Source organism: Halorussus amylolyticus (assembly GCF_004143485.2).
GTDB classification, from domain to species: domain Archaea; phylum Halobacteriota; class Halobacteria; order Halobacteriales; family Haladaptataceae; genus Halorussus; species Halorussus amylolyticus.
In genome coordinates, this window is record NZ_ML974138.1 from 74,539 (window position 1) to 93,254 (window position 18,716).

Below are 18,716 nucleotides of genomic sequence, written 5' to 3' on the forward strand. Positions count from 1 at the left end.
AGATATATTTGATGAAAGGTTTATCATTCTCGTAGTGGCACACGAACGCCGTCGCGCCGCCCTCGCCGCCCTCTGCGTGTTCGCGGTCGCCCTCGCCGCCGCCCTCTTCCCCGCGGGCGGGTTCGGCACCTACCCCTCCGGGGTCGGGACCGGCGGAGGCCCCGACGCGCCAGCGGACGGCGGAGCGGCCTCCGACCCGCCGACCGACTCGCCCGATTCGAACACCCCGACGGAGACGACTGTCGAGGAGACGACCGACGAGACGACGGACTCGACCACGGCCGAAACGACCACGACCGAAACGACCACCGAGGAGGAGACGACGACCGCCACGAGTTCGAACACCGACGGCGGCGGCCCGGACCTCTCGGGCGTGTTCGCCGTGCTCACCGGTCTCGCAACCGCCGTCGTGGCTCTCGGCTTCTGGTCGGGCGTCCTCGGTCTCGCCGAAACGAGCACCGGGGGACTCCCGTTCACCGTCACGGTGGGCGGGAGGCCGGTCGGGTCGCTCGTCGGCACCATCCCGTCGCGGACGATGGGATTCGTCGTCGGACTGTCGGCGTCGGTCCCGCGCCTGCTCGACGACGCCGCCAGCCTCGCGCGCGAGGTCGGCGGCGGCCTCTCGACGGTGACTGGCGCGCAGGGCCTCGGGACGACGTTCGCCGCGATTCCGCGAGCGTTCGCCGGTCTCGGGGCCGGAGCCAGCCTGCTCTCGGGAATCGGCGGGTCGGTCAGCCTCCCGAGTTTCGGCGGACGCGGCCGAGAAAGCGGCTCGGGTGGCTCCGCCCCGACGCCCGACTCCGAACCCGAGGAGACCGGGCCACCCTCGGTCGAGGACGCGTGGCAGGCCATGTCCGAACGCGTCCGCGTCCGAAACCGGAAGGCCCGCACCCCCGAGGAAGTCGCTCGGGCCGCAATCGACCGGGGCTACCCCGACGACGCGGTTCGACGGCTGACCGACGCCTTCCGGGAGGTCCGGTACGGCGGCCTCTCGCGGTCGAATCGCACGCCCGTCGCGCGGTCGGCACTCGACCGCCTCCGGCGATTCTGGGAGGGCGACGAATGATTCCGCGACTGGCCGGGCGGGCGGTCGCGCACCTCCGGCGCGACCGAAGCCTCGTCGGAATCGGGGCCGGGGCGCTTGCCCTCGCGTTCGGTGTCGTCGCCCTCCCGCAACTGTTCCCCGAATCAGCGTTCCGGCCGCTCTCGGAGTTGCTCGCGGGACCGGCGATGGTCGTGCTGTTCGGACTGGTCGCGGGCGCGCTCGCGATGCTCGCGCTCAGACGCGACGCGACCGCCGACGAGGAGCGCGAGGACCTGTGGCTCCCGACCGTGGTTCCCGAGCGCGCACACTACGACGAACACCGAACCGTGGGGGACGCGGTGGACTCGGTGTTCGGCGAGGACGCGGACATCGAGAACCGAGACACCCGGCGCACGAGCGCCACGGGTCGAATCCGCGAGACCGCAATCGCCGTTATCGCGGCCGAGGAGAACTGCAGTCGAGCGAACGCCGCCGACCGAATCGACGCCGGGACGTGGACAGACGACCCGCGCGCCGCGGCGTTCCTCGGCGGTGCGAGACACGCGCCGCTCCGGGTTCGAATCCGCGACTGGGCCAGCGGCCAGCGGTTCGAACGGTGGGCGACCCACGCGGTCGAGGAAGTCGAAGCGATAGCCGAGGGGGGTCGGCGATGAGCGGCGAGATAGTAGACTTCGGTTCGGTGGCTGCCTTCGGCGGCCACCATCCGTACCCGAACGACGTGTCGGATTCGGACGACGACGACGCCGACGATTCGGGGCGCGACGACACGGACGACTCCGACGACTCCGAGGGGCGCGTCTTCACCCCGGGAGCCGAGTGGGACCCCGGCGTCACGGTGGCGCTCCTCGCGGGCGCGGTCGGACTCCTCACCGGCAACACGACGACGTTCCTCGCCGGAACCGTCGGCTTCGCGTACGCGGCCTACCGCTACGCGACCCGCGTTCCCGACCCCGAGGTGTCTGTCGAGCGAGACATCGACGACCGTTCGCCGCTCCCGAGCCGTGAGGTCGAAATCACCCTCACAGTCCGGAACGACGGCGACAGCGCCGTTCCCGACCTCCGAATCGTGGACGGCGTTCCCGACCGCCTCGAAGTCGTTTCGGGGTCGCCGCGTCACGCCACCAGCCTCCGACCCGACGAGAGCGAGCGGTTCTCGTACGTGGTCCGGGCCAGACGCGGCGCTCACGAGTTCGGGCCGACGACGCTCGTCGCGCGGTCCATCAGCGGGACCGCCGAGCGCAGATTCGAGCGCCGGGTCGCGGGGTCGATTACGTGCGAGACCCGCGCCGAGGACTTCCCGCTCCCGGCCGAGACCTCGTCGTATCCGGGCCACATCACGACCGATTCGGGCGGTGAGGGCGTGGAGTTCTACGCCACCCGCGAGTTCCAGCCCTCGGACCCTATGAGCCGAATCGACTGGAAGCGGTTCGCGCGCACGAGGGAACTCACGACCGTCGAGTTCCGCGAGACCCGGGCGGCGACCGTCGTAGTCGTCGTGGACGCCCGGACGGCCGCCCACGTCGCCCGCCGGGACGGCGAACCCGACGCGGTGGCGCTGAGCGAGTACGCCGCCGAGCGACTCGCGGCCGCGCTCCTGCGCCGGAACGACCGGGTCGGTCTCGCGCGCTTCGGTCCCTCCGAACGGTATCTCAGACCGGGCGGCGGCGACGAGCAGGCCGCCCGCATCCGGGCCGAACTCGAATCGACGGCGCCGCCGGACGACCGTGGCGTCGGCCTGTTCACCGAGAGCCGCCGTGAGCGCGCCAACGAGTCGCGATTCGACACGCTCCGGAAGCGACTCCCCGACTCGGCGCAAGTACTGTTCCTCTCGCCGCTGGCCGACGAGCAGGCCGTGGACGTGGCCAAGCGGTTCCGAGCCTACGGTCACGCGATTACGGTCGTCTCGCCCGACGTGACCGGCACCGACACGCCCGGCGGCGCGGTCGAGCGAATCGAGCGAAACGAGCGCATCGCCGAGGTGAGGGCGGGCGAGGTCAGAGTCATCGACTGGTCGCCCGACGACCCGATTCGGGTCGCGGTGTCGGCCGCCACCACGAGGTGGTCGAAGTGAGCGCCCCGGAGCGACGGGCCACTCCCTTCGGCGGGACGCTCGCGGTGCTGGTCGCGGCGCTCGCGGGACTCGCGCTCGGAATCGCAGACGGAGCGACCGCTGCGACCGCGGCGAGCGTCGGCGGCGGCGTCGTCGCCGCGCTCGGCGTCCGGGCGTTCCAGTCGGAGGCGAACGCCCGCCGGGCGGTCGGGAGCGTCGGCGTCGTCACCGGCGCGCTCGCGTTCGCGGGCGTGGCCGGGTTCGAAGCCGGACTCGTGGCGGTCCTCGCCGGCGTCGCGGTCGCGGCGGCCGCGGTCAACGCGGCCGCCGCTGTCGATTCGGACCTGGTGGACCCGCTCGGGAGCACGGTGTGGCGCTCGGCGAGCGTCCTCGTGGTCGGGGGCGGACTCGCGCTCGGCGTCTCGGTCGGCGCGTTCGCGGCGTTCGGCCGGGTCGCAATCGGCGGACTCGTGAGCGCAGCCACGCAGAACGACCTCGTTCGACTGGTCGTCCTCCAAATCGAGATTCTGCTCGTCTTCGAACTCGTCTACTGGGTCGTCCCGATACTCGACGACTGGCTCCCCGAGGACCGCGACCTCCGGGCGAAGACCCTCGACAGATTCGGCTACCGAATCGAGGACGTGTCCCGAGGCTACTGGCTGTTCTTCGTGTTTCAGCTCGTGCTGGCGCTGACCGCGTGGGGACCGCGGTGGTTCGACGCCTTCCTCGGGTCGCTGTCGGTGTTCGGAACCGCGATTCGGTTCGCCCTGCGCTCGGGCGTTCTCCACGGCCTGTTCGCCGGGATTCTGGCCGCGCTCGTCGCGGTGCTGGTCGGCCGGGGGGTTCAGATGGCGTGCGTCGTCTGGGCCGGGCGCGACCCGCCGCGCGCGCTCGCTCACGCGACCGGCGGACTGGTGATGCTCGCGGTGGCGGCGGTCGTCGCGGTGTCGCCGCTCGCGGACGCGCTCGGCGCGGCCGCGGGACCGAGCTGGGCCCTCGCGTTCGAGTCGCTCGGAGCGACCGCCACAATCTCGGGAACAGTCGCGGTGGCGCTGTTGGCGGTCGCGGCGGGCGGGACGGTCGTCGGCCATGCGGTCCAACCGTGGGTCGCCGACTCGGCGGCAACCGGGTTCGCGGTGGCGTCGAGCGCGCTCGTCGTCGCCGCGCTCGTCGCTTCGGACGGCGGCGCGTCGGCGCTCGCGGTGTTCGTCGGGGTCGCGGGCGCGCTCGTCGTCCTCGACGTGGGAACCAACGGGGTCGAACTCGGCACCCAAATCGGCCGAGTCGCCGAGACGCGAGCGGGCGAGGCGACCCACGCGGTCGGGAGCCTGCTGGTCGCCGCGGGCGGCGTGGCGCTCGCGCTCCTGACCGCGTTCGTGATGGGGTCGGCGACGATTTCGGTTCCGGCGTGGCGGGCGCGGTTGGCGGTCGTGCTGTCGCTGGTGGCGGTGCTGTGCTTCGTGGTGTTGCTCGGCCGGGAGTAGCCCGCCAGTCGTCGAAATCCGGTCTCCTCGCGCCCCGAAACCGCCGTGATGCGTCGAGAAGGACGGAATCAACCATATCAAATAAAATTAGGCGATAAAATGAATTTCAAAATTATTTACCAGATTTGAATTACGTTTTCAGATTTAATGGGTGTAAACGCAAACGTTATTGAACACAGTATTCTAAAATCGGATATGTCACTGTCCGGGACGCGGAGCGACCGCCAGCGAGTGAACAGTCGCTGGTGGTTCCACGCGAAGCGACTCGTCTGGGAGTGGGAGTTCACGCCGCTCCGTGCCACCGTCATCTACTTGATTTTCGGTTTCAGCGCGCTCGCGGTTTCCGACATCGTCATGGTCGCGCTGTTCGCGGAGCCGCTTCTCAGCACGCTCCAAGTGCTCAAAGGCTTCGCCGAGGTTCTGCTGACCGGCGGCTTCATCTACTTGTTGACCCGGCGGAGTCGGGCCACCGTGGAGGCGCGCAACGACCGACTCAAGCGACAGCGAGAGGAACTCAGCGTCCTCCACCGCGTGTTGCGACACAATCTCCGAAACCACCTCAACATCGTCGTCGGACACTGCCAGCAGCTACGCGAACGCGCCGACGGAGACGCCGAGCAACGGAGCTGTGAGGCAATCGAGCGAGCGGGCGAGGAAATCCTCGAATACACCGAATCCGCCGAGCAGATTCGGCGCGTCACCGAGAGCGAGGAGGAAGTTCGGGTGGACCTGAGCGAAACGATTCCGGAACTCCTCTCGGACGACGACCTCCCGACCGACGCGGCGGAGGTCCGAACCGAGATACCTGACCGCGCAACGGTGACGGTGAACAGTCAGTTTCCGGAGGCCATCCGCGAAATCGTGGCGAACGCGATACAGCACGGCGATTCGGAGCGCCCCGAACTCTCGATTACCGTGGACCCGGCGGCGGGGCCGCCGCTACTCACGAAAGTCGAAATCACGGACGACGGGCCGGGCGTGCCCGACCACGTCCGGGAAGTGATTCTGAACCAAGAGCAGGACCAGTTGCTACACCTCGACGGGATGGGCCTGTGGTTCGTCTACTGGACGGTCGCCGCGTCGGGCGGCGAGTTCGACATCACCCAACGCGACTCGGGCGGAACCGCCATCCAGATGTTCGTCCCGACTCGATTTCCGACCGCAGTCGAGACGCTCGGCGTCGCCGTCGCCGGAATCACGAGGTGAGCGCGAGTCGGGGTCCCGAGCGACTCACTCCCTGTCGGTTCCCAACACCATCACTTTCACTCGCGCGACCGCGTCGAAGTCCCGGAGTCGGTACACCAAGCCGCGCACGTCCGCGGCCGGACCCCGACAGAACGCGGTCTCCAGACACCACTCGCCCTGATGAACGTGACTCGTCGCGGTAATCACGTCGCCGAACTCGTGCTGGACGACGTGGAGGTCGCCGATGACCGCCTCGTGTTCGTAGTCGTAGGCCAGCACCGCGGTCACGTCGCCCGTGGCGGCTTCGAGTTCGTCGTGGGACTCGACGTACTCGCGCATGGCCTCCCGGACCGCCCGCGAGCGCGAGTCGAGACCTTCGGCCCGCCACGTCTCGTCGAACGCCGCGAGCACGTCGTCGGGGACGTTGAGACTCGTTCGCATGTGGACTCGTGGTTTGCGAGGGAGATTGGGTGTTGCGAAATCCGGCGCGACCTCGAAGTGAAAGCATTTTAACACCCGCGCGAGACGGGGGCGACATGTCCCTCCAGACGAAACGACTGGCCGCCGAAGGCGCTCCCGTCGCCGCGACACTGTTCTTCTGGCACCTGCTCGCCGTGTTCGCCGGGTTCCAGAACGTCGGAGGTCCAGTCCGAACCGCCGGAGTCGTGATGGCCGTGGCCTACGTCACGCTCCGCGGGGTGGCGCTTTCGACGAAAACACAGCCGCTTTCCACCGAGGACGCGCGCGCAGTCCTCTCCGAGAACGTCCGGGTTGCGGTTCCCGCCGGACTGTGGTTCGTCGCGGCGATGGCAGTCGGCGCGCTCGAAGTGTACGTCGCCGTGTTCACCGGCACCATCGCGGCCGCCGAGAGCGCACTCGCTGGCGCGGGTCTCGGCGTCGTCGGTCTGTACGCGGTCGCGGCCGGATACGCGGCGATTCGCGAGCGCCGACCCATCGGAGCGACCTCGACCGACGACTGAGGGTCGAGAATCGATTCGCGACCTCGACTACTCCCCGGCGGGCGCTTCGGGTCGCGCGTACTCGTCTATCCACGGCGGGGCGCTCCGGCCGCCCGACCACTCGAACAGGTGGCGTTTCTCGTTGGCATAATAAAGCCGATACGCGTCCACGTAGTCGTCGGCGTGCCACCCGCCCGTGACCTGCGGCGGGTCGCTCGGTTCGCCCGGCCAATCGAGCGCCGCGACGGCCTCCGAGTCCAGCGACTCGACCGTTTCCCAGCTTCCGTGAACCTTCTCGGGCGGGTGGTCCCACCGGCGCTTCCACTCGTCGTGGGCGAACTCGGTGTACTCCCGGAGGGCGTCCCAGTTGCCGCGGTGGGCCGCGGCCCACCGCGTGAGCGGGTGGTTCGGGTGGGTGAAGTAGAGGTCGTCGCGGGCGTCCGGGTCGTCCTCGGCGTAGCCGTTCTGCTGGGCCGCGGTGGTCAACACCATCGAACACTCGAACACCGACGAGAGGACGTGGCGGTCCACCAGCCACCGGGCGGTCAGGTCGGGGTCTCGGTCGAGCCAGAAGGCGTTGACCATGCGAGACGTAGGGGTCGTGCGGATTTAGGAGCGTTGGCGAGTCGCGTCTCCGCTGTATCGTGGCCCCGTTTCCGAACGGTCTCACCGGTCGTTTTCAGTCCACCCCCAATCGTCCGTGACTCCGAACGCCTCAGTCGAGTTCCTCGGCGAGCGCCACGGCCTCCTCGACCGTCAGCTCCTCCTCGACCGCCCCGAGGCGGTCGAGGAGCGCCGCGATTCGGTCGCCGGTCGGTTCCCGACCCGCCCGTTCGAGCAGGCGTCGGGCCGCGCCGCGGCCCGACGCGCTCCCGAACAGGAGTCGTCGCTGGCCGCCGAACCGGGCAGGGTCGAACGGTTCGAACGTGGCCGGGTCGTCCAGCATCGCGGCGGTGTGGAGTCCGGACTCGTGGGCGAACACCTCGTCGCCGAGGAGCGACTTGGCCGACTCCACGTCCTCGTCGAGCGCGTCGAGGACCGCGTGAGCGACCGGGAGGAGGTCGTTCGCGTCGAGTTCGACTTCGACATTCTCGTCGCCGACGGCGGCCGCGGCGACGGTTTCCTCCAGTGAGGCGTTTCCGGCGCGCTCGCCGATGCCAGCGACCGACACGTCGGCCTTGGCGACCCCGAGACGCGCGGCCGCCAGCGTGTTCGCGGTAGCGACTCCGAGGTCGTCGTGGAAGTGGACCCCGACCGTCGAGAGGTCGGTGTCGAGCGCTTCGAGGTGGTCGGTCACGCCCGCGGGCGTTCGGCTTCCCACGGTGTCTGCGACAGTGTAGCAGTCGGCGTCCACCGCGTCGAAAATCGCGTCGAGGTCGGCGGGGTCGGTCCGGAAGCCGTCCATCGCGCTGAAGTGGACCTCGGCCCCGGCGTCGCGCGCGAGGTCGGCCGCTTCGACCGCCGCCTCGGTGAGTTCCGCGCGACCCTTTCCGAGGACGCCGTCGAGTTGGCGGTCGCTGGTGGGCGCGAACAGGTCCACCACGTCCACGCCCGCGTCGAGCGCGGCCTCCACGTCGCCCGGGACCGCGCGGGCGATTCCCGTGATTCGGGCGTCGAGGTCCACGCGCGCACAGACACGAGCGGTCCGGTCGTCGGCGACCGGGAAGCCGACCTGCACGTACTCGACGCCGAGCGAATCGAGTTCGCGGGCGGCTTCGACTTTCTGGTCCACCGAGTAGCTGACGCCGGGGCGCTGTTCGCCCTCCCTGAGCGTGAGGTCGAGGAGCTTCACACCACGTCCTCCGCGCGGAGTCGGGAAATCTCCTCGGCGTCGTAGCCGAGCGCGCCGAGTACCGCGTCGGTGTCCTGTCCGAGTTCGGGCGGGTCGGTCGATTCGACGCGGTCGAAGCCGGTCGCCTTCGCGGGGAATCTCGGCGTTCGAATCCGGTCGCCGTCCCCCTCGGTGGCGCGGATTTCGGCGAGCGCGTCGGTCTCGCGGAGGTGGGGGTCGTCACAGACCTCCTCGGTGTCGTTGACGGGTGCGACCGGGACGCTCGCGTCTTGGAGGCGCGCGACGATTTCGTCGGCGTCGAGTTCGGCGCAGGTGGCCGACACGATTTCGTTAAGCTCCTCGCGGTTGTCGAGTCGGCTCTGGAGTTCGGCGAACCGGTCGTCCTCCGCGAGGTCGAGGTCGAGCGCGTCGCAGAACCGCCGCCACTGGCGGTCCGACGAGGGACCCACGAACACCCACCTGTCGTCGGCCGATTCGAACACGTCGTAGGGTGCCCACCCGGGGTGGCTCGCGCCCATCGGTTCGGGCACGTCGTCGTAGGCCTGCGTGTACGCCAGCCAGTAGCCCATCAGCGCGACCGTGCTCTCGAACAACGGGACCGTGATGTGCTGGCCCTCGCCGGTCGCGTCGCGCTGGCGGACCGCGCCGAGAACCGTGACCGCGGCGTAGAGCGACGCCGCCATGTCCGAGAGGCTGGTCCCGCTTCTGACCGGTGGCTGACCCGAGTGGCCGGTCACGCTCATCACGCCCGAGAGGGCTTCGGCGACCGGGTCGAGCGCCGGGAACTCCTCGTACGGCCCGGGGTTGAACCCCTTGATGGAGCAGTAGACGAGTCCGTCGTCGATTTCCCGGCAGTCGTCGTAGCCCACGCCGAGGCGGTCGGCGGTCCCGGCCGCGAAGTTCTCCACCAGCACGTCGGCCTCCCGGACGAGGTCGGCGAAGATGGCGTGGCCCTCGTCGGATTTCAGGTCGAGCGAGACGCCGAGTTTGTTCCGGTTCACGTAGTTGAACGAGCTGTTTCCGATGGGGCTCGTGTCCCGGACCGCGTCGCCGTACTCGGGGTGTTCGACCTTGATGACCTCCGCGCCGAGGTCGGCCAGAATCATCGAGCAGAACGGCCCGGCGATGATGTGGCCGAGTTCGAGGACGGTCACGTCCGAGAGCGGGCGGCCGTCGCCGCCCGGCAGGAGTTCGGGCGCGACTCGGCCGCCGTCGGTTCTGACGCGGGGGTCCTCCCTTCGGACCCGAGCGCCGGGACCGCGCCGTGCGGCGCGGTCCCGGCGCTCGTCGCAGTCGCTACGGTCGTCGTCTGGCTGGCTCTTCGTGGGGCGAGTGTCGTCGTCGTGCATCGTTTAGTGTGACTGCGGTGGGGATTTCGTGAGGTCGTCGCCGTGGCAGAGGGTCTGGCCCTCGGCGTCGAAGACGAACAGGTCCGCCGGGTCGAAGCCGACCCGGAGTTCGTCGCCGTGTTCGACGCCGCCGAACTCGGTCGAGACCACGTCTACCGCGGTGCCGTCGGGCGTGTGGCCGTGAACGACGAACTCGGTGCCGAGCTGTTCGACCACTTCCGCGACGACGGTGAGTTCGTACTCGCCGCCCTCCGAGGAGAGGTACTGCGGGCGAACGCCGACGGTAATCGACTCGCCGACTCTGTCCGCGAAGATGTCGGCGGGAGCCGACACCGCGAAGCCGTCGCCTTCGAGCGCGTAGGCGCCGTCGCGCTCGCCGACGACGGCGGGCAGGAGATTCGTCGAGGGCGTGCCGATGAACCGGGCAACGTAGTCCGACACCGGGTAGTCGAACAGTTCGCCCGGCGGGGCGAACTGTTCGAGTCGGCCCTCGTTGAGCAGGATGACCTGGTCGCTCATCGTCATCGCCTCGGTCTGGTCGTGGGTGACGTAGAGGACCGTCGCGTCGAGTTCCTGATGGAGTCGCTGGACTTCGACCCGGAGCTCGGCCTTGAGCTTCGCGTCGAGGTCGCTCATCGGCTCGTCGAGCAAGAGTACGTCGGGGTCTTGGACGAACGCCGAGCCAAGCGCGACGCGCTGTTGCTGGCCGCCCGAGAGCTCCGACGGCATCTTTTCGAGCTGTTCGGTAATCTGGAGCGTCTCGGCCGCCTCGTCTATCTTGGGGTCGCGCTCTGCCTTCGGGACGCCCTGAACCTTCAGCCCGTAGCCGATGTTCTGGCGCACCGTCATGTGCGGGTAGAGCGCGATTGACTGGAACACCATCGCGCAGTTGCGCTGTTGGGGCGCTTGGTCGGTCACGTCCTCGTCGCCGAACGCGATTTCGCCGCTCGTGGGCGTCTCCAGCCCTGCGACCATCCGGAGGGTGGTCGTCTTTCCACAGCCGGACGGTCCGACGAGCGTCGTGAACGACCCCTCGGGAATCGTGAGCGAGAGGTCGTCGACCGCGACGTGGACCGAGCCTGCCGTCCGATACTCCTTCCGAATCGAATCGAGGTGAATTGCGCGTGCCATTTATTCGAGACCTCCGACGTTGAACCCCTGAAGCAGGTAGTTCTGGAGGAACACTGCGATGAGGAACGGCGGGATGCTGATGAGCAGCGACACCGCCATCGTTTCGCCCCACCCGATGGTGACGCGGTCGAGAAAGAGGCTCGCTCCCACCGTGATGGTGTACATCTCGTCGCTGCTCATCACGACGCGAGCCATAGTGAAGTCGTTCCACGCGACCGCGAACGAGAAAATCGCGGCCGAGATGTAGCCGGGTCGCGCGACCGGCAGCACCACGTCCCAGAGGGTGCGAGTCCGACTCGCGCCCCGAATCCACGCCGACTCTTCGAGCGAGATGGGAACCGTCTGGAAGTACTGCCACATGAGCCAGATGGTGAACGGCGCTGAGATGGCGGTCAGCGCCATCGTCAGCGCGAAGTAGCTGTCGAGCAGGCCGAGCGAGTAGAAGATGACGTAGAGCGGAATCGCCAGCACGATGGGGCTGAACATGTACGCGAACAGCACCGCGCGCGCCGCGAGCGTCTTGCCGGTGAACTCGAACCGGGTGAGTCCGTATCCGGCCGCCACCGCGAGCGCGGTGGACATCGTGGTCGCGCCCGCAGTCACGATGAGGCTGTTGATGAAGTACTGGACCGTGTTGGTGTCTTCGAGCAGGACCCGGAAGTTCCGGAACGTCAGGGTGTCCACGATGAGGTGGACGGTGCCGCCGCGGAACACGTCGGCGGGCGACTGGACCGCGATGGCGACCATGATGTACACCGGAATCGTCACGAAAATCGCGACGAGCGCCGCGGTGAGAATCACCGCGATTCGCTTGAGTCGGGTCTGGAGCGACTGGGGGAGTATCGACCCCGCCGCGCCTTCGCCGAGCGCCATCAGGGGGTCACCTCCGTTTCGAGAACTGTCGGAAGTCCGGCCAGTTCGACGGGCATCAGTGAGCCACCTCCTTCTCGGGTTCGAACACCTTGAAGTAGACGACCGCCACGCCCGCGAGCAGGAAGAACATGATTCCGGCGAGCGCGGTCGCGCCGCCGAAGTTCGGCCCGTTGAACGCGAGTTCGTACACCCGAATCGGGAGCGTAGTGGTCGCGTTCAGCGGCCCGCCGCGGGTCGAGAGGTAGATGATGTCGAATTTGTTGAACATCCAGATGCCCCGAACGAGCAGGATGATGAGGATAGCTCCCCGAAGGTGGGGAATCGTGATGTCGCGGAACGCCTGCCACGTGGACGCGCCCTCGACGCGGGCGCGCTCGTAGAGGTTCGGGTCGATTGCCTGCAGTCGCGCGAGCAGGATGAAGAAGGCGAACGAACCGAACTTCCAGACGCTCGTGACCGCGACGGCGGCCATCGCCCACTGGATGGTCGAGAAAAAGGCGATGGGTTCGGCGATGACGCCCCACTCGACCAGCCACTGATTCAGCACGCCGATGTTGGGGTCGAGGATGAACTTCCAGATGAAGATGACGACGAGCGTGGGCAGGAGGTAGGGGAAAATCATCATCGTCCGCAAAACGTTCCCGCCTCGAATCTTCTGATTGACGACGAGCGCGAGACTCAGGCCGACGAGGAGGCTCAGCACGGTGGTCGAAACCGCGTAGAGCACGCTGTTCCAGAGGAACAGCAGGAACTCCTCGCCGGTCAGAATCTCGACGTAGTTCGAGAGTCCGACGAACACCGCGTCGGCGGTCGGATTCTGAAACAGGCTCATCCCGAGCGCGTACCCGATGGGGATGACCCACACGAGCGTGAAGAACGCCGCAAACGGGACGAACGTCGCGAGCAGCAAGAGCCGTCGCTCGTCCAGTTTCCCGAACGAGGACTTGACGGATTGTACCGTACTCATGGAATGTTGTAGTGGAAGTTGAGATGGGTGTTAGTCCTGCAGACTCCGGAGTTCGTCGGCGACCCAATCGACGGTTTCGTCGGGCGAGAGTCCGCCGACTATCATCTGCTCGGCGGACTGACCCATCACCTGCTGGCCGTAGGCGTCGGCCGCGACGATGTTGGGCGCGCCGTCGTCGCCGGTCGCCAGAATCGACGTGAACGAGTCCCAGTTGTCCCGGACGAGGTCCATCACTTCGGGATGCTGTTGAATCGTCTCGTTGTTCTGGACCGCGTCGCTGTCGAGTCCCTCGCGGGTCGGCGGGAACTGGAACAGCGGCGCGGACAGCACGAAGTCCATGAATTTGTCGGACTTGCTGAAGAAGTCCACGAACTGCTTCGCGCCCTCGGTGGCACTGCCGGAGTTCCACACGACGTGGCCCTCCATGTACGCCCACCACTTGTCCTGTCCCTTGCCGTCCGGGACCGGGAACGCGGTCGGCGTGAGCTTTTCGACGAGGTCCGGGCGGTTGGCCTGGATGGTGAGAATCGGCAGACCGCCCACGCTCATGGCGGCCGCGGCGTTCTCCTGCTGGAGCGCCGAGATGCCGTCGCCCCACTCCCAGCCAGCGCCGTTGGGCGCGGACTCGGCCATCGACTGTATCCACTCGTAGGTCTCGACCGCGGCCGCGCGGTTGTCGTCGTCGTCGATAGTGACTTGGATGTCGTCGGACGGTCCCGAATAAATCTGCACGTCGTTCTGCCAGTGGTACTGGGTAATCGACGTGTCGGCGTTGTTGGTCTGGCCGGTCTGGACCACGTAGCCGTCGATGTCCTCCTCCTCGGTCACGCGTTGGGCCTCGGACTGCCACGTCTCCCACGTCGTGGGGTTCTCGTCGTAGAGGTCGTTCCGATACCACCCCATCAGCGGTTCGACCATCGTCGGCGCGAAGTAGGATTCGCCGTCGACGTTGACCGGGTCCGGGAGTCCGGTACCCTGGACCGCGTCGCTGACCGGCGCGGCGTCGCCGTCGCGCTGGTATCGGTAGGCGTCCGAGGAGGTGTCGAAGATGATGTCCGGCGGATTCCCGGCGGCGCGCATCTTCTCCAACTGCTCGTCGGTCGAGGTGCCTTTCGAGGTGTAGGTGACTTCGACCGTGTAGTCGTATTCGTCCTCGAACTCCGCGATTATCTGGTCGATGATTTCCTTCGAGTCGCCACGGTCCGAGAGGTACGTGATGGTGTCGGAGGTGTCACCGCCGCTCGAATCGTCGGAGGTGTCCGAATCGTCGGAGCCGTCCGATTGCGTGGTGTCCTGTGAACCCTCGCCCGAATCGCCCATACATCCCGCAGCGGCCACCGTCGTCGCGACTGCGGCCGAACGGAGAAATCGTCGTCTCGTCGATGAGTCGTCCCTCATGGGGTTGAATAACCATACCAAACGATGATGGCCTTCTCCCCTTCACACGTTGGTTCTTTAAATACTCCGTCTCAATCGTCGGCGTGCGCCCCGGACCCGAGCATGAACTGTCGGTCCTCCGGAGACGAGACGCCGCTTCGGTTGTTCTGATTGAGCGCGGTTTCGAGCAGGGTTCGCTCGGCCTTTCGGAGGTGTTCGAGGAAGGTGGTGTGGCTGATATCGAGGTCGGCCGCGAGCGTCTCGGCGTCGGCCTCGCGCGGCCACTCGTAGTAGCCGCCCTGAAGCGCGGTCTCCACGACTTCGGCCTGCCGGTCGGAGAGCAGGGTTTCCGAGGCGCGATACGGGGTGAGTTGGGCGAGATGGACCGACCCGATTTCCCGGAGTTCGGCCACGATGTTCCGGAGGTCGCTCCGTCGAAACACCACGATGTCGAACACGCGCTGGGTGCCGTTGACCTGGTCCCACCACTCCATCATTCCGTGATTGCTCCGGATTACCGGGAGCGCGCCGCACGCCCGCTTGGTGATTTTGAGGTGGGTCTCGTCCACTCGCTCGACGCTCGACACCTGCGCTGCGGTCTCGAACGAATCGACGAACTCCTCGACCTTGTCCTCGGCGTCGATGACGAACGTGATGTGTTCGTCCTCGATGACCTCCTCGTGGCTCACCGCGAACGTCGTGTTCCACCGGTTCGTGACCTCGCTCAAGACGCAGTCGGTCTGGAGATCTAGGTAGAGTTTGGCCCGGAACATCTGACAACAGTTATCATACGGAGCGCAATAACTGTTGGTATTCGATTTTTCAGCCCACACATCCATAGGATTACAAAAGAAAACCGTGTTGGAGTGTGATTTGGCAGTCGTATGTAAATTCGGCATTTCGGTGAGGGGTTGAACGAGCTACTTCGACACGAATCGGACGGTTCCACACCGATTCGGCGCGGACGCCGCCCGGCGTGTTCGAGACGGCTTGGAAAGTGAGATACTAGACAAATTCCCAATACGACCAGAAGTATAACAATAAGTTGTTACTTATCCTACCGAGACAGGGAAAACAGGACGCGGGCGAATCGTCACGGCCAGGGCATAAGCATCATTTGAATGCTAAGTTCACCGGAATTATCACACGTATCCTCCGAAGGACAAGTATTATAAATGAACTCCGTGAAAGGGAGTACCAAGAGAGCTAATGGCGACGGACAGCAGCGACGGACGCGGGCAGAGCGAGACCACATCCGACGACGAACTCACCGAGTTTCGAAGCCACTTGAATCGACTGAAGCAGACGGGCTGTACGATTCTCGTGGTCGGAGACGCACCCCGCCGTCTGTTCACGCGGACCAGCGCGCAGTTGCTGGGCGACGACGACACCGTCCGCTATCGGCTCGTCGCCGCAACCGACGCGACTATCGAGAGCATCGTCGAGCGCCTTCCCGCGGCCGAGCAACTGCCGTGTCCGCTCGCCGACACCGTCCACATCCTGAATCACGCCGGAGCGCCGCGCTCGATGACGGCGGCGAGCAACCCCGACGCGCCGCCGAGTTTCGCCGACGTTCGAGAGACGCGCATCGCCGACCCGGAGTTGGCGGGGCTTCAGTCGGCGCTAATCGATGGCATCGAGGAGTTCGCTCGGGGCACCGACCTCCGACCCGCCGACCTCCGCGTCGGCGTCGATTCGCTCAAGCCGCTCGTGGACCACTACGGCGAGGACGTCGTCCGGCGATGTCTCAGAATCGTGGGCGGACACGTCCGCGACCACGACGCGATGGCCCACTACGTCCTCCCCGGAGCCTACGAGAGCGACCGCGTGCAGGCGCTCGTGGACGAGGTGGACCTCGTCATCGAGGTCCGGGGCGTGAACCCCAACGAGTACGACCACGGCGCACAGCAGCGGTGGCGGGTCCCGAGTCGCGACCTCACGATGGACTGGACACCGCTGTAGGCGGGTCGGAATCACCCCGCCGACGTCCGCAAATATTTGCGAGCGGACTGAAACACTGGAAGACGATTCGACTCGGCTCTCACTATGTACCCCGAATTTACGCGGCTATCCGACGCCGCCGGACTCGAAGTCGTAGACCCCATCGAGACCCGGCGAATGACGTTCGCCACCGGCAGGTCGGTCGAGCCGACGCCCGCCGACCCCGGCCGGTTCACCTTCCCGGTCGATTCGGCGTGTCGGATTCGGACCGACCGGCTTTCGCTCCGGTACGCGATTCCGGTGGACGTTCGCGCGCCGGACGGGACTCACCGGGAGTCCATCGACCCGCCCGCCGCGAGCGAGTTTCCCGCGGGCGAGCACCTGCTGGAACTTCACGGGCCGATAAAGGTGTACGTCCGGGTCGCGGGCGCGGTCGGCGTCGGGACCGACGCCGACTCGCTTCACTTCGAGTTCGGCGAGCGCACCGCGGTCGAAATCGGCGCGCGGTCGTACCACAGTTCGCCCGCCGCGACGGTCACGGTGCCCGACGACCCCGAGGCGATGATGGAGGCGATTTCGGCGTTTTCGTCCTCGCTCAAGACGACGTCGCCCGAGCGCGCGTGGCCGACCCTGCGGGGCCATCCGCCCCGCGTCGAGCGCGGCGACGAACTCATCGTTCCGAAGGGTCTCGAATCGCCCGAGACGGGCGTCGAAATCCGACTCCCGCCGGAGTACGGCCACGTCTACACGGTCGCGCCGTTGGCGTACTACCTCGGTGCGGAGGTGGTGGCGGGCGAGACGGCTCGACTGACCACCGAATCGGGGGCCTCCCACCACCTCGGCGACGACCTCTCGGCAATGGCCGACGAGACCGAACGTCTCCTCAAGCGGACGGTCCTCCTCGACTGCGTGACCCGAACCGAGGGCTACTACCCCGACGACCTCCACGAGCGCGAGGTCCTCGAATCGCGGGTGGACCTCGACTTCGCCGCGCTCTACGACGCGCCGTTCGGCGAGCGACTCGCGGCCTACCTCGCGGTGCCCGACGACGCGCTCGACGACGTGCTCCCGACGTGGCACCGGGTCACCCACGTCGAGACCGACCCCGGACCCGAGCCGGTCGAACTCCTGCCGTACGTCGTCAACGACCTCTCGGTCGTCCGGGTGAACGCGGTCGGCGACGACGCGTGGACCCCGAGCGAGACCCAGCGCCGGACCGGCGAAGCGACCGGCGACTTCGTACGGTCGGTGGGAGTCCGAAGCCCGGAGCTGTCCCAGAGCGGGACCGAAGACGGCGGGAACTCGGCGCGCGGCGTGCCCGGCGACGGCGGCTACACCCCGCTTCCGGAGACCGACGCGCTCGAACAGGCGTGGATTGGCGACCGGACACCGATTCAGGGCACCAAGCTCCTTCCCGCGGCGTTCGCGAACGAGACGCCCGCGCCGACCGACGGCGTGGTCGAGATTACGGTGGTCTGCAACGACGAGGAGATGCGCGAGGAGTGGGAGACGGTGTCGGAAATCTACGCCGACCGCGACGACGTGCAGGTCAGCGCGACCTGCGAGTTCGGAGTCACAACTGACGACCTCCGGGACCTGCTCGCCCGCGAGAGCGACATGTTCCACTTCATCGGCCACATCGACGGCCGGGGGTTCCAGTGCCCGGACGGCGTCCTCGACGCCGAGGAAATCGACGAGACGGGCGCGACGGCCGTCCTCCTCAACGGCTGTCGGTCGCACGACCAGGGAATCGCGCTCGTGGAGGCCGGAGCGAACGCGGCGGTCGTGAGCCTCGCGGACCTGTGGAACTCGGGCGCAATCGAAGTCGGCGAGACGCTGGCGAGACTGTTCTATCACGGCTTCAGCATCGGTCACGCGATGGAAATCGTCCGGGAGTACACGTCGCTCGGGAATCAGTACGTGGTGATGGGGGACCCAGGAATGGAACTCGCGCAGTGTAATAACGGGATTCCATTTATTTATCATCTAACAGAGGTTTCAAACAGGGCAGGTGAATGGGAAGCAGAATTCTATACCTACCCCCTACGGACTCACAGCATTGGTACAATAGTTATTTCATACGCAGAATATATAGATAAATACTATATCGCAAGTGGTAAATGCAATAAAAGGACAATAAATAAAGAAGAGTTGGAAAAAACAATTCCAAAATGGTCAGCACCGCTAGTATTAGACGGTGAATTAACGTGGGGAGAGCTTTTATTGGATGAAGATTAGGGACCGCTTTTCATACCACCATCAGCGAGCACGGGCATAGACACTGTCAGAAGTAGTATCAGTAACCAAAGCGCGCTCAGTAGTTTTGGGTGTTCGACAATCCAGTTCGTACAGTCTGACTTTTTCGACATCACAGATAATACTCACGGATGTGTAACTATCTAATTTTCTAAATATTGTCAATAAGAAAAATTAAGTATAAAGTCCAAAAACACTACTTCTTTAAGATGTTCACCCGTGTGTCACTTAAACTCTCGCACAGCGTCGGGGTGGGGCCCCCCCGGCCGAAACCCCCCCCCGCCCCCCCCACAACCAAAAGAGGGCC

17 protein-coding genes are annotated in these 18,716 nt (G+C 66.4%); 8 read left to right on the forward strand and 9 right to left on the reverse strand.

The features are described 5' to 3' along the window. Nucleotides 1-34: 34 nt before the first annotated feature. The 5 genes from EKH81_RS15130 (at nucleotide 35) to EKH81_RS15150 (ending at nucleotide 5,785) form a co-directional block, all read left to right on the forward strand. A complete protein-coding gene (locus EKH81_RS15130; RefSeq protein ID WP_132058807.1) occupies nucleotides 35-1,066 on the forward strand; it encodes a DUF4129 domain-containing protein in 1,032 nt (343 codons plus the stop codon). Next, on the forward strand, nucleotides 1,063-1,698 hold the full coding sequence (locus tag EKH81_RS15135) for a DUF7269 family protein (RefSeq protein ID WP_132058808.1): 636 nt from the start codon (nucleotides 1,063-1,065) through the stop codon (nucleotides 1,696-1,698). The genes EKH81_RS15130 and EKH81_RS15135 overlap by 4 nt, the downstream gene beginning before the upstream one ends. Continuing rightward, nucleotides 1,695-3,116, forward strand: a complete 1,422-nt coding sequence (locus EKH81_RS15140) for a DUF58 domain-containing protein (RefSeq protein ID WP_132058809.1) — start codon at nucleotides 1,695-1,697, stop codon at nucleotides 3,114-3,116. Before EKH81_RS15135 ends, EKH81_RS15140 begins: the two co-directional genes overlap by 4 nt. After that, nucleotides 3,113-4,579 (forward strand): DUF7519 family protein, encoded by a 1,467-nt coding sequence (locus tag EKH81_RS15145; RefSeq protein ID WP_132058810.1) that lies wholly within the window; start codon nucleotides 3,113-3,115, stop codon nucleotides 4,577-4,579. Before EKH81_RS15140 ends, EKH81_RS15145 begins: the two co-directional genes overlap by 4 nt. 195 nt (nucleotides 4,580-4,774) lie before the next feature. Further along, nucleotides 4,775-5,785 (forward strand): sensor histidine kinase, encoded by a 1,011-nt coding sequence (locus EKH81_RS15150; RefSeq protein ID WP_162224644.1) that lies wholly within the window; start codon nucleotides 4,775-4,777, stop codon nucleotides 5,783-5,785. Between the two features lie 24 nt (nucleotides 5,786-5,809). On the opposite strand, the gene EKH81_RS15155 is transcribed toward EKH81_RS15150, so the two are convergent. After that, nucleotides 5,810-6,205, reverse strand: a complete 396-nt coding sequence (locus tag EKH81_RS15155) for a CopG family ribbon-helix-helix protein (RefSeq protein ID WP_132058812.1) — start codon at nucleotides 6,203-6,205, stop codon at nucleotides 5,810-5,812. 95 nt (nucleotides 6,206-6,300) lie between these two features. Here EKH81_RS15155 and EKH81_RS15160 point away from each other — a divergent pair, with 95 nt between their 5' ends. Beyond that, nucleotides 6,301-6,744 carry a hypothetical protein gene (locus EKH81_RS15160; protein ID WP_132058813.1) on the forward strand — a complete coding sequence of 148 codons (444 nt, stop codon included), beginning with the start codon at nucleotides 6,301-6,303 and terminating at the stop codon, nucleotides 6,742-6,744. Nucleotides 6,745-6,771: 27 nt separating this feature from the next. On the opposite strand, the gene EKH81_RS15165 is transcribed toward EKH81_RS15160, so the two are convergent. The 8 genes from EKH81_RS15165 to EKH81_RS15200 form a co-directional block, all read right to left on the reverse strand. After that, entirely contained in the window at nucleotides 6,772-7,308 is a 537-nt protein-coding gene (locus EKH81_RS15165) for a hypothetical protein (protein WP_132058814.1), read from the reverse strand. Between the two features lie 130 nt (nucleotides 7,309-7,438). Beyond that, nucleotides 7,439-8,515: a LeuA family protein gene (locus EKH81_RS15170; protein WP_132058815.1), complete on the reverse strand. Its 1,077-nt coding sequence runs from the start codon at nucleotides 8,513-8,515 to the stop codon at nucleotides 7,439-7,441. Next, on the reverse strand, nucleotides 8,512-9,864 hold the full coding sequence (locus EKH81_RS15175) for a CaiB/BaiF CoA transferase family protein (protein ID WP_132058816.1): 1,353 nt from the start codon (nucleotides 9,862-9,864) through the stop codon (nucleotides 8,512-8,514). Before EKH81_RS15175 ends, EKH81_RS15170 begins: the two co-directional genes overlap by 4 nt. 3 nt (nucleotides 9,865-9,867) lie before the next feature. Next, nucleotides 9,868-10,995, reverse strand: coding sequence for an ABC transporter ATP-binding protein (locus EKH81_RS15180; RefSeq protein ID WP_132058817.1), 1,128 nt, complete (start codon nucleotides 10,993-10,995; stop codon nucleotides 9,868-9,870). After that, on the reverse strand, nucleotides 10,996-11,868 hold the full coding sequence (locus EKH81_RS15185; protein WP_132058818.1) for a carbohydrate ABC transporter permease: 873 nt from the start codon (nucleotides 11,866-11,868) through the stop codon (nucleotides 10,996-10,998). A 55-nt stretch (nucleotides 11,869-11,923) separates the two neighbouring features. Then, the gene (locus EKH81_RS15190; protein ID WP_132058819.1) at nucleotides 11,924-12,835 is read right to left on the reverse strand and encodes a carbohydrate ABC transporter permease; all 912 of its coding nucleotides are present in this window, start codon (nucleotides 12,833-12,835) and stop codon (nucleotides 11,924-11,926) included. A 30-nt stretch (nucleotides 12,836-12,865) separates the two neighbouring features. Next, the gene (locus EKH81_RS15195) at nucleotides 12,866-14,233 is read right to left on the reverse strand and encodes an ABC transporter substrate-binding protein (protein ID WP_132058820.1); all 1,368 of its coding nucleotides are present in this window, start codon (nucleotides 14,231-14,233) and stop codon (nucleotides 12,866-12,868) included. A 71-nt stretch (nucleotides 14,234-14,304) separates the two neighbouring features. Further along, nucleotides 14,305-14,985: a helix-turn-helix domain-containing protein gene (locus tag EKH81_RS15200; RefSeq protein WP_132058821.1), complete on the reverse strand. Its 681-nt coding sequence runs from the start codon at nucleotides 14,983-14,985 to the stop codon at nucleotides 14,305-14,307. A gap of 436 nt (nucleotides 14,986-15,421) precedes the next feature. On the opposite strand from EKH81_RS15200, the gene EKH81_RS15205 reads away from it, so the two are divergent. Continuing rightward, a complete protein-coding gene (locus EKH81_RS15205) occupies nucleotides 15,422-16,174 on the forward strand; it encodes a DUF7504 family protein (RefSeq protein WP_132058822.1) in 753 nt (250 codons plus the stop codon). An 84-nt stretch (nucleotides 16,175-16,258) separates the two neighbouring features. Beyond that, complete coding sequence (locus EKH81_RS15210; protein WP_132058823.1) at nucleotides 16,259-18,391, forward strand: CHAT domain-containing protein; 2,133 nt, start codon at nucleotides 16,259-16,261, stop codon at nucleotides 18,389-18,391. Nucleotides 18,392-18,716: the final 325 nt, after the last annotated feature.